The following is a 12,513-nucleotide window of genomic DNA, read 5'->3' as shown; positions in this document are numbered from 1 at the left end:
TATTCCTGATTTATAGTTCTTATTTTTTGTTTCATATGTGCAAAAGAAGTTATATAAAACATAAAGCGAGGGGACTTTTTGAGCGTTTAGGTGCACTATTTTATCACTAAAATATCAGATACGAGATTTTGGGATTAAAATACCAAAAATTCCATATTTTACTTTACATAGTAATTTCGACTAGTCATTTTCAGTATTTGCTTGGATTAGAATAAAAGTGTCCATCAGGCGACTAGCATTCATTACTCTAAATGCTAGCCGCCTGATGGACACTCAAATTTTAGCTGATAACGAACGAAAATGAATCATCCGTTGATCAAATAGCTATTTCTTATAGTCCTAAACGTTCTTTTAATAACCTGTAACCCGAAAGGCTTACCCGAAGTTTAACCCCATTTTTCAATAATAGCTGGTACGTTTCCTTCCCAAACAATTCTACACGGGAGATTTGAGTGACATTGACAATCGTTGAGCGATGGACACGAACAAAGGTATCGGAAGGCAAATGAGTCTCAAAATACTTCATCGTCTGTTCCTTCAGATATTCCCCCGAAGGAGTAATCAGCATAACGTAGTCTCCGCATGCTTGTATGTAGATTAATTCATCCGTTTTAATCAAATGAATTTTCGAACCGTCTTTCACTGTGATACGGTCGATCTGCTCTATCTGCGGTTCTTCCGGCAGGCTAACCGGTTGATGCATTATCAATTCTTTTTCCAGTTCCTGATTCAGTGCATCTTCTTTAGCGACAATCAAACGATACCAAAGAAGAATGGCAACCCAGGTCGGAATGCCAAACAACAAACGAAAAGGGATGGTAGATGCAAAAGTGATATAGGGTATACCGGCTATCCTTGTTACAATATCGTAAACCATAAAGCTGCCGGCTATCCAGATCAGTATTCCTGCCACCAGAGTAATGACTTCCGTCTGAAAGATAGAGACTACTCCGACAACAAACCAGACCAAATAACCTAATGCCATCAACCAACCGATTGTCGCTATTCCGTCTATGACAGCAGGCACATAGTCCGCACCTGTGTATACACTCATTATCATTACCTGAGCTACCACCAGAACCAACGCTACCACCAGTACCGGCACCCAACGATAAGGATAATCTATAATCGGATGTGTTTTCATACGTTAGTCTTTAACTTCCAGTCCGCCAAAAGAAAGCCTTCCCCGAATGACTAATACACTTTCCTTGTTAATATTCCCGTTTTGCCAGCGTTTGTCATCACAACCGCCAAAGAAAGCATTGCACTTAAATACTACTTTCCAGTCAGAAGGGACATATATTTCGATGCCTCCCCAACTGCAATCCAAATCGATGTATGTTTCTCCCGGTGCGATATGAGTATGGCGCAGGTCAATCGTTGTTCCTCCACAAGAGGTACGGACGACTGCTCCTTTAAAAAGTTCATCAAGCACAACATGACGTGCAGCTCCAAAAGTGTTATCAGAACGCAGAAAGCCATCTTCCGATTCACTTTGCTGCTGATTGTTGGCAAAGTTCATGCCCGCATGACCATAATGTCCATGTTTCATCCATTCTCTATGGTCACGAAACATACGCTGTTTATCATTCCATGGTCCTCTGTGTCCGGATTTAAAAAGAAATAAAACTCCGGCTATGATCAAAGCTAAGGGCCAGACCATTGCCTGAGAATTCTCAGGCAGCCATGAAAGACCTCCTAGCAAAAAATAAACACCTACCAATACAAGGATAATTCCACCAACAAAATGACGGCGTATCATCGAATAAATTCCCATTATAATAAAAAGAGAATACCATGATACTATTATACTAAATAATTCAGCAGTAATCCAACCCATATTGCGGGCGAACAACAAAATCCCTGAAAGGATAAATAATGAAGCTACCAAAAGTTTTCCTGAAAAACCTGTAAGAGATGAGAATTTAGATTTCTGTTCCATCGTTTCTATGATTAATGATTGATGGTTCAAAGATACATCATTTCTTTGTGCCCTTACAGGCTTTTCAGATGATTTCCGGTCAGTAAACCGATGAATACCGGATAAAAATCGGTGAATGGAACAGAGTAAAGCGCAATAAATTATGCTCTAATTGAATCTAATAACAAAAAATACAATGTGAAAAACAAATATTGCACACCGACGTCTTTTCTTCCCTATACATTTGCAACCATATAATTAACACAATACGTGAGTACAACCAATATTTTAAAGAACTAATGCCATGAATAAAACTTTTTTAGGAGCTTTTCTTGCATCTGTCTTCATATCATTCACAGCCTGTTCGGAAGAAAATCTCGAACAGGACACAAATCCTCCAACAGAACAGCCGGGAGATTCTACTGATCCGGATGATTCGGGAGAGGATCAGCTGCCGGAGTATCCGACTCCCGACCGTTCGACAGTCGCAGCTTTTCCCGGTGCCGAAGGAGCCGGAAAACTAACTAGCGGTGGAGCCGGAGGAACAGTATATACAGTAACTTCTCTCAAAGATGACGGTTCAGAAGGTACTCTCCGTTGGGCGATAGAGAAGTCGGGCAAAAGGACGATTGTGTTCGCTGTTGGTGGAGTCATCCCTTTAAGCAAACAGCTGCAAATAAAGAATGATGATATAACCATCGCAGGTCAAACAGCTCCCCACCCCGGTATTTGCCTGAAAAATTACACTTTACGTGTCAACGCAAACAATGTCATTATCCGATTTATCCGTTCACGCATGGGGGATGAATGTAAGACGGAAGATGATTCGATGAATGGGTATCAAGATTCTTATCCCGGCAAAAGGAATATTATTATCGACCATTGCTCAATGAGCTGGAGTACGGACGAATGTGCTTCATTTTATGGAAATACCGACTTTACCATGCAATGGTGTATCATCAGCGAGAGTCTGACAAATTCTCTTCATAACAAAGGAGGACATGGATATGGCGGAATATGGGGAGGAAGCCCTGCAACCTTCCACCATAATCTGCTGGCACACCATAGCAACCGCACGCCCCGCCTCTGCGGAAGTCGCTACTCTAACAGAGAAGATATGGAGAAAGCCGATTTATGCAATAATGTAATCTATAATTGGACTGGTGAAGGAGCCTATGCAGGAGAGGGAGGTTCTTATAATATCATGAATAACTACTATAAGCCGGGCCCTGTTAATGCCATAGCGAAAGTACATTGCCGTATTTTCACCGCTTATCTAGATGATGGCAAGAATCAACAGGCAAAAGGAGTATATGGAAAATTTTATATAAACGGGAATTATTTCGAAACACATGAGAAGTTATCTAATTCACAAAAGACAGAATTGGCCAATGCAAATGCAGATAATACCTCCTCAACCGCTTTTTGCGTAAAAAACAACGAAGTTTCAACAAAAGATTTGCTTGTATCTTTACGTTTTCCTATCTTAGATGATTATTCGTTCGTTCAGTCTGCACAAGATGCCTATCAGTCTGTATTACTATACGCTGGTGCTTCCAATCTGCGTGACAAGATTGATAAACGTATTGTAAAAGAAACCCAGGAAGGCACTTTCACATACACAGGCTCAAACGGAGGAACGAACGGACTGATCGATACACAAGCTGATGTGGAAGGATGGAGTGAATACGCATCCACTACCACCGCACAGCAGGATAGTGACAAAGACGGGATACCGGACGAATGGGAAACAGCCAACGGACTGAATCCCAACGACAGTAGTGACGGAAACAAATATAACTTAAGCAAGGAATATACCAACCTTGAAGTCTATCTGAATAGTTTGGTAAATTCCTTATACCCAACCAATAACTAAGTAGCTATGAACAAAAAAATCCTGATAGGGCTATGTGCCTTATTTATGCTCCCTTCTATCCAAGGGAATACAAATACTGACAATTCGTACAAAGAGAATATTACTCCCGACCGTTCAAAAGTTCCAGCCTTCCCGGGTGCCGACGGTGCAGGGAAATATACAACAGGAGGTGCCGGTGGAACAGTATACACTGTAACTTCACTGGCAGATGACGGTTCGGAAGGAACTTTCCGCTGGGCTATCAACAAAAAAGGCCCCCGTACAATCGTTTTCGCAGTCAGCGGCATCATTGAATTGCAGAAGCCTTTAAAACTCAGCAATGGAGATGTGACAATCGCAGGTCAAACAGCTCCCGGAGATGGCATCTGTCTGAAGAACTACACCTTTTCCATTCAAGCAGACAATGTGATTGTCCGCTTTATCCGTTCACGTATGGGAGCGGACATCAAGCAAAAAGGTGACGATGCAATGAACGGTACCAAAGGAAACAGTAACATAATCATAGACCATTGCTCTCTGAGCTGGTGTACGGATGAATGTGCCACTTTCTATGATAACAGTCAATTCACCCTTCAGTGGTGTATCATCAGCGAAAGCCTCGCCAACTCTATTCATGAGAAAGGAGCACATGGCTATGGTGGCATCTGGGGTGGACAAAAAGCATCCTTCCATCATAATCTGCTGGCACATCACACCAATCGTACTCCACGACTCTGCGGCAGCCGTTATACCGGCAAACCGGAAGAAGAAAAGGTGGAATTATTCAATAATGTAATCTACAATTATGGTAGTGACGGGGCTTATGCCGGTGAAGGCGGTTCGTACAACTTTCTCAATAATTACTATAAGCCGGGGCCCTATAGTGCTACCAAAGGTTCATACCGACGCCTGTTCACCGCTTATGCAGACGACGGCAAAAATCAAAATGAGGCAGGGGTACATGGAATCTTCCACTTCAAAGGAAACTTTATGGACGCCACCTGTCCCAGCCTGACTGACAAGCAGAAAGAAGCTCTTTATAAAGTCAATATGGATAATACATTTGGTCTGATCGTCAAGAACGACTTCGCACCGGAAAAGAATTTATTATCCAAAAAAGCATTTGATATAGCAGAGCATACTTCATTGCAACCGGCAAAGAAAGCCTATAAAGATGTACTGCAATTTGCCGGAGCTTCTCACCGCCGCGATGCCGTAGACCAACGAATCGTAGAAGAAACCCGCAAAGGGAATTACACTTATGAAGGGTCTCATGGAAGCACCAACGGAATGGTTGACCAACCGATAGATGTAGGAGGCTGGCCCGAATATAAATCCGAACCGACCCCAACCGACTCCGACGGAGATGGCATACCGGACGAATGGGAGAAAAAGTACAATCTGAATCCGAATGATCCAAGCGACGGCGCACAATATGGTTTGAGTAAAGAATACACCAATCTGGAGGTATATCTGAACGAGCTAGTGAATCATCTGTATCCTGCGGATTCTAAAAAATAAAACTAAAAGCCCGAATAAACAGTTATAAAAGATTAAGACGAGAGTACATTTCCCCATAAATCCTCGTCTTTATCCATTTTATGCCGGAAAAACAAAAAATACTATCGTAAAAACAAATATTACACATCCCACAAGCCCCAAAAACATAATTTTGCACCAGTGAGAACTCTAAGAGTGGACACACTCGAATATTAATAATCTAATATAAAAGAACAAAAGATGCCTAAAGGAATGAAAAACATGCGCACTTTGCTGCTAATGATTTTCGCAGCATTATCGCTCAGCGTATCAGCGCAGACTATTACCTTAAATGGTAATGTGAAAGACACAACCGGAGAACCGATTATCGGTGCTTCCATTGTAGAAAAAGGGAATACTACCAATGGTACAATTACTGACCTGGATGGAAATTTCTCTCTAAAAGTTCCTGCCAACGCCACTGTAGTTATTTCATATATTGGTATGAAAACGCAGGAAATCGCAATCAAAGGAAAAAGCAAGATTGATGTTACACTATCAGATGATGCAAAAGCGTTGGATGAAGTTGTAGTTATCGGTTATGGTACTGCCAAGCGTAAAGACATAACAGGATCAGTAGCATCCGTTAATTCAGAAACTTTAGCAGCCATTCCTGTAGCGTCTGCGACTGAAGCATTGCAAGGAAAAATGGCAGGTGTACAAATTACAACTACAGAGGGCTCTCCTGACGCACAAATGAGTATTCGCGTACGTGGAGGTGGTTCAATCACACAAAGTAACGAACCTCTCTTTATTGTAGACGGATTTCCAGTGGAAAGTATCTCAGATATTCCACCTACAGATATTGAATCAATCGATGTATTGAAAGACGCTTCTTCAACTGCTATCTACGGTGCACGTGGTGCTAATGGTGTAATTATTGTTACTACCAAGAGTGGTAAAGAAGGCAAAGTTAGTGTTAGCTACAATGCTTATTATGCGTGGAAAAAAGTGGCAAAAACATTAGATGTACTTTCCGCAAGCGATTATACCAAATGGCAGTATGAACTGGCTCAACTTACAAATAAGAATGATGATTATATCAAGTATTTTGGTAATTATCAAGACCTTGACATGTATGACAACGTAGCTACCAATGACTGGCAGGATTTAACTTTCGGACGTACCGGACATTCATTTAATCACAATCTAAGCATCAATGGTGGTAGCGATAAGTTCAAATATTCGTTCAGCTACTCTCATATTGATGATAAAGCTATCATGCAAATGTCTGACTATGCACGTGATAACCTCAATTTAAAATTGAATCACAAGCCTCTGAAGAACGTTTCTTTAGATTTTTCAGCACGCTTTTCCAAAACCAAAATCAATGGTGGAGGTTCCAATGATGCCAACAGTTCATTGAACACGGACAAACGCCTGAAATATTCTTTGTTGTATACTCCATATCCTGTACCTGGTATCTCTGATGCACTCAATGCAGACGAAGAAGATGCCAATTCTCTATTGATTAATCCGTTAATCTCCCTAAGAGATAATGACACCCGCAAAGAACGTATCAACTATAACCTTGCCGGCTCTATCACTTGGGAAATAATCAAAGATTTAAAACTAAAAGCAGAAGTTGGTTATGACGATTATCGAAATAATGCAGACCGCTATTATGGTGTGACTACTTACTATGTAAGAAATAACGTAGACGATGAAGATAAGAGTAAACCTGCTATTTCTTTTACTCGTGGTACAAGAACTGCCTTCCGCAGTACAAACACCTTAAGTTATGACTTCAAGAAGTTCTTTAAGAATAACAAAAACCATTTAAACCTATTGGCTGGTCAAGAATATATTGTTACCAGAGAGAGAGAATTAAGAAACGTTGTACATGGCTTCCCGACTGAATATACGGCAGACGACTGCATCAACTATTCCACAAAAGGAAACCCATATGAAGTGACCAATTATGGTTATCCGGATGATGTGTTGTTCTCATTCTTCGGACGTGCAAACTATGACTTTGACAGCAAATACTTGTTTAGCGCCACTTTCCGTGCCGATGGTTCTTCGAAGTTTGCCAAAGGTAACCAATGGGGATTCTTCCCTTCTGCCGCTGTCGCATGGCGTATATCTTCTGAATCATTCATGGAGAATACCAAAAATTGGTTGGATGACCTGAAGCTCCGCTTTAGCTATGGTACAGCCGGAAACAATAATATTCCTTCGGGACAGATCTCTCAATTATATGAGTTAAATAAAACTCCATGGATCAATGGTGTCAATTCCTACATTGCTCCAAGCAAATATATGGCAAACAGCGATCTCACCTGGGAAACAACCATTACAAGAAATGTCGGTTTGGATTTCACTACTTTAGGAGGCAGATTAAGCGGAACAATTGAAGGCTACTGGAATAATACAAAAGACCTGTTAATTATGTTCCCGACATCCGGAACTGGTTATAACTACCAATACCGTAACATGGGCGAGACTGAAAACAAAGGTCTTGAAGCCAGCGTCAACTGGGTAGCCGTTGATAAAAAGAATTTTGGTCTGAGCATTGGAGCCAATATCAGTTTTAATAAAAATAAGATCAAATCTCTCGGTTCTTTACAGAAGCTTACTAACGAACAAGCACAATCTTATTGGGCTTCTACAGAAATAGGTCAGGATTTCTTGCCGGAAGTAGGTGGTTCTGTTGGAAAAATGTATGGTTATGTAAGTGCCGGACGTTATGAAGTTTCCGATTTTGAGAGTTATGATGCAACAACCGATACCTGGACTCTGAAGAAAGACGTCAACAAATCTTCTGCCGTAGGAACTGCGCGCCCAGGTATGATGAAACTAAAAGATTTGGATAACAGTGGAGATGCGAATGGTGAAAAGGATAAAACGATCATTGGCGATGCCAATCCCCTGCATACAGGTGGATTCAACATCAATGCCCGCCTATATGGTTTCGACCTGGCAGCCAACTTTACATGGAGCTATGGTAACGACATCTATAACGCTAATAAGATCGAAACAACTTCTACTTCCAAGTACTTATACAGAAACATGACTTCTGAAATGTCCGCTGCAAAACGTTGGACTAATATTGACGGAAACGGCAATTTGGTAACAGACATGAACCAATTGGCGCAAATGAACGAGAACACCACGATGTGGTCACCTTATATGAGCAAATTCGTATTCTCGGATTGGGCTGTTGAAGACGGTTCATACCTTCGTCTGAGCACTTTGACATTGGGATATACTCTGCCTGCTCATCTAACCAAGAAAGTTGGAATCAATAACCTTCGTTTCTATGTAACGGGATACAATCTGTTCTGTATCACGGGATATAGCGGTTACGATCCGGAAGTTTCTACTTGCCGCAGAAATGGCAGCCAACTGACTCCGGGTGTAGACTATTCAGCATATCCTAAGAGCCGTCAGTTTGTAATCGGTTTGAACCTTAATTTTTAATCAGTAAAACTAGTAAGTAATGAAAAAAATATTATATACAGCATTAGCAGCATCACTATTTGCTTTTTCTTCTTGTGATGACATATTAGATACTTCCAAAAAGTCATCTATGGAAAAGACAGAAGTTTTTTCTAACGAGGCTTTGGTCAATGATGTAGTGATGGGACTGCACCAGTCATTCGGTGAAACAAACTCTTATCGTGGACGTTATATTGCCTACTTCGGAGTCAACAGCGACTGTGAAATCTGGAATAATACGGGGAAGAAAGGAGCTTTCACTGATAAAGAAGGAGCCTTGGTAACATACAATGCCACTACCGATAATCAATACATGAATACGGACAACAACGTTTGGGCCAAACTTTATGAAGCCATAGAACGTGCAAACAGCGCTATAACCGGTATGGACGAGTACAGCGATATGAGTAACGCCAATATGCGCCAGTTTTACGGTGAACTATTGACCTTAAGAGCTTTTATCTATTTCGATCTGATTAAAGCGTTCGGTGATGTCCCTGCCCGTTTTGAGCCCAACACCACAGAAACAATCGACTTGCCTAAGACCGACCGTATGGTTATCATGAGAAGACTGTTGAACGACTTACTTATAGCACAAGACTACGTAGGCTGGCCTAACGAAAACAGCTTTACTAAATCAACAGAACGAGTAAGCCAAACCTTCACCAAAGGATTACGTGCGAGAATTGCATTATTTGCGGCAGGTTACTCACAACATCCGGATGGGATCCGTTACAATACAGAAGATGCAACAGAAAGACAGGAACTATATACAATTGCAAAAAATGAATGTCTGGACATCATCAGCAAAGGCTATAACACATTAGGCACATTTGAAGCTAACTTTAAAGCACTATGTGCTGAAGGAACAATTGCAGGAGCAGAATCTATTTTCGAGATTCCATTTTCGGCATCCCGTGGACGTGTCATCTACACTTGGGGAGTGAAACACGAAAAGAAAGACCAATGGACAAAACTAGCCAAAGGAGGCATAAACGGCCCTATTCCGACTTTGTTTTATGATTATGATGTAGAAGATGTTCGTCGTGATATCACTTGTGTACCTTTTAAATGGACAAGTGACAACGATGGAGACATTGCCTGGAAAGCACCCAATAAATGCTGGGGTGGATGGAGTTTTGGTAAAGTTCGTTTCGAGTGGATGAACCGTGTAGTTGACTCTTCAAATGATGATGGCATGAACTGGCAAGTAATGCGTATGGCTGATATTTATTTAATGGCAGCAGAAGCTATCAATGAACTGGAAGGTCCTAAAGGATCGTCTGATGCAGGAAAATATTTGAAAGCAATTCTCGACCGTTCATACCCGGCCGAAAAAGCAAGTGCTATATTAACGAAGGCAAAAGCCAGTCAGAATGCATTCTTTAACGTAATTGTAGACGAGCGTAAATTTGAATTTGCAGGAGAAGCAATACGCAAAGTCGACCTGATCCGTTGGAATCTTCTAGGAAGTAAAATGAATGAAGCCAAAGAGAAAATGACACGATTATATAACCGTGAAGGTGAATACGCTGATCTTCCTTTGAAAATCTATTATAATGAGGGCTTGGATGGAACAGATGCAACTTCCTACAAAATGTATGGATTAAACCATGGAGATACAGATGAAATAGGACAAACATTAGGCTACTCTAAAAGTAAGGAATGGATTGTACCGAAAGAATCTGCAGACCAGGCTGCTGCTTTGCTGCTTATTGACCAATTGTATGATAACAATCCCGATACCAAGCAATTCTGGCCTATCTGGAAAGTATTTATAGACGGAAGTAACGGTGTGCTAACAAACGATTATGACTATTAATGATGAATGAATTATGAAAAAGAATTATATATATACAGTATTATTTAGCCTGGTTCTGTCTGCCTTTACAGTAAGCTGTTCAGAACCGGATGACGAAGTCACGACGGGAATATTTGACCGATTATTCTCACCGACAAATGTAGAAGCTGTTATCCAGAAAAAGACAAATGTAAAGTTTAAATGGACAGCAGTGACAAATGCCACATCATATACGATCGAGCTTTATGAAAATCAAGATATGACTTTCGAAGGTACTCCGAAAACATATGAAGGGATTACGGACAACACATATACTGTAGAAGGACTATTGGGTGAAACTCAATATACAGCAAGAATCAGAGCCTTGAGTGAAGAGATCAATGAATCAAAATGGTCGGCTGTTTCCTTCATGACAGAAGCAGAGAATATCTTCAATTCTGTGAAAGACGAAAATATAGAAGCACATGCAGTAACGCTTACATGGGATGCTATTGATGCAACGGCAACCAAAATCGTGCTGAGTGCAGATGGAAAAGCAGACATAACATATACTCTGAAAAGTACAGATATAGCCAACAAAAAGGCTTATATAGACGGACTGGAAGAAAGCACATCGTATACAGCCAAGTTATACAATGTAGATAAGCTCCGTGGTACCGTTACATTTAAAACAGCCATTGACTTTCAGGGAAAGACTCCTGTATATGAAGGTGATGATCTTGCTACCGTACTCGAAGGAGCAGCAGATGGTGCAAACATCGTTCTTGTATCCGGTTCGTTTGTTTTGGGAGATTATGCACTAAACAAATCTGTTATCATCAGCGGTTATGACAAGGCAAACATGCCTACCATCTATGGCCGCTTACAACCTGAAGCCGGCGCTTCTTCCATAGAAATCAACAATGTAATTTTCCGTGGTGACACTCCGGGAGCAGAAGAGTTGGTTTCAAACTTCATAGAGTTGCAAGGTGGAGCTAATATTTCAACTTTAACAGTCAGCGGTTGCGAAATCAGAAACTATAAGAATCAGATTCTTTACTGTAATGTAACGGCAACTTTAGGAACAGCCTTGTTTGAGAACTGCTGGGCAGATAATATTACAGGTTCCGGTGGTGACGGCTTCGACCTTCGAGCCAATACGACATTAGGAACATTAACTATCCAAAACTCAACCTTTAGTAATGGTATACGTACCTTCCTACGTTGTAATATGACATCAGCTACTGTAAGTGTAACCAATTGCACTTTCTACAAAGTATGCTCTTATGATGGAGGCAGCAATAATAATGGATTGTTCTTAATGGATAAGGTTTCTACTTCTACAGGCAAATTAACTGTTGAGAAATGTGTATTCTCCCAAATCGGTGTCGGAACATTAGGATACTGGGCAAAGAAGGGAAAGATGAAAGCTCAGGCTAGCTATTCTAAGAATTACTACCATAACAGTGCAAACCTATGGGATGCAACCAATGGACTTTATACAGACCCGTCAGCATGTAATGCTACAGAAATAGACCCTAAATTCACAAATCCTGAAAGTGGAGATTTCACTGTTGGAGCTGAAGATATCAAAGATTCCAAAGCTGGCGACCCTAGATGGATTAAAGAATAAATCTGATAATTAATAAACCCTAAGTGTCTGTTTCAGACACTGTATATAAAAAAATAGCGATGTCCGGATTCGAATATCGCTATCTTTTTATATTCTTCCAAAGAAGTGCATGATTCACTCCCGTCTTGTACATCATTCATCCAATTCTTATACATCTTTTCCTTAAATCTTCTACATCCTTGGAGTGACTCTAGTACATCATCATAACAACTCTTGTACTTCTTTCTATTTACTCTAATACAAATTTATAAAAAAGCCTGCCTGTCAGGCTAACAATGAAAGAATCAGCCACCTACTAAATAAAGTTGAAATCCAGGTATTCAGTTCTTTCAGTTATCTCTGCA

Annotated in this window: 7 protein-coding genes; 5 read left to right on the top strand and 2 right to left on the bottom strand. The window is 40.7% G+C overall.

Annotation, left to right across the window (positions count from 1 at the left end; translation table 11 throughout):
* Positions 1–331 precede the first annotated feature (331 nt).
* Together KTR07_RS07850 and KTR07_RS07845 are read right to left on the bottom strand one after the other, a co-directional pair.
* The gene (locus tag KTR07_RS07850) at positions 332–1,144 is read right to left on the bottom strand and encodes a LytTR family DNA-binding domain-containing protein (protein WP_008761000.1); all 813 of its coding nucleotides are present in this window, start codon (positions 1,142–1,144) and stop codon (positions 332–334) included.
* Between the two features lie 3 nt (positions 1,145–1,147).
* Positions 1,148–1,942, bottom strand: a complete 795-nt coding sequence (locus tag KTR07_RS07845) for a LiaI-LiaF-like domain-containing protein (protein WP_072066248.1) — start codon at positions 1,940–1,942, stop codon at positions 1,148–1,150.
* 283 nt (positions 1,943–2,225) lie between these two features.
* On the opposite strand from KTR07_RS07845, the gene KTR07_RS07840 reads away from it, so the two are divergent.
* The 5 genes from KTR07_RS07840 (at position 2,226) to KTR07_RS07820 (ending at position 12,169) form a co-directional block, all read left to right on the top strand.
* Positions 2,226–3,797, top strand: coding sequence for a polysaccharide lyase family 1 protein (locus KTR07_RS07840; protein WP_117981321.1), 1,572 nt, complete (start codon positions 2,226–2,228; stop codon positions 3,795–3,797).
* A gap of 6 nt (positions 3,798–3,803) precedes the next feature.
* Positions 3,804–5,297 carry a pectate lyase gene (locus KTR07_RS07835; RefSeq protein WP_072066246.1) on the top strand — a complete coding sequence of 498 codons (1,494 nt, stop codon included), beginning with the start codon at positions 3,804–3,806 and terminating at the stop codon, positions 5,295–5,297.
* A 219-nt stretch (positions 5,298–5,516) separates the two neighbouring features.
* Positions 5,517–8,738, top strand: coding sequence for a TonB-dependent receptor (locus tag KTR07_RS07830; RefSeq protein WP_008764337.1), 3,222 nt, complete (start codon positions 5,517–5,519; stop codon positions 8,736–8,738).
* A gap of 19 nt (positions 8,739–8,757) precedes the next feature.
* Positions 8,758–10,578, top strand: a complete 1,821-nt coding sequence (locus tag KTR07_RS07825; protein WP_117977757.1) for a RagB/SusD family nutrient uptake outer membrane protein — start codon at positions 8,758–8,760, stop codon at positions 10,576–10,578.
* Between the two features lie 13 nt (positions 10,579–10,591).
* Complete coding sequence (locus tag KTR07_RS07820; RefSeq protein WP_117977756.1) at positions 10,592–12,169, top strand: DUF5123 domain-containing protein; 1,578 nt, start codon at positions 10,592–10,594, stop codon at positions 12,167–12,169.
* Positions 12,170–12,513: the final 344 nt, after the last annotated feature.

Source organism: Bacteroides sp. MSK.20.82 (assembly GCF_019052485.1).
Lineage (GTDB): Bacteria > Bacteroidota > Bacteroidia > Bacteroidales > Bacteroidaceae > Bacteroides > Bacteroides thetaiotaomicron.
This window is presented reverse-complemented; position numbering and strand designations above follow the sequence as displayed.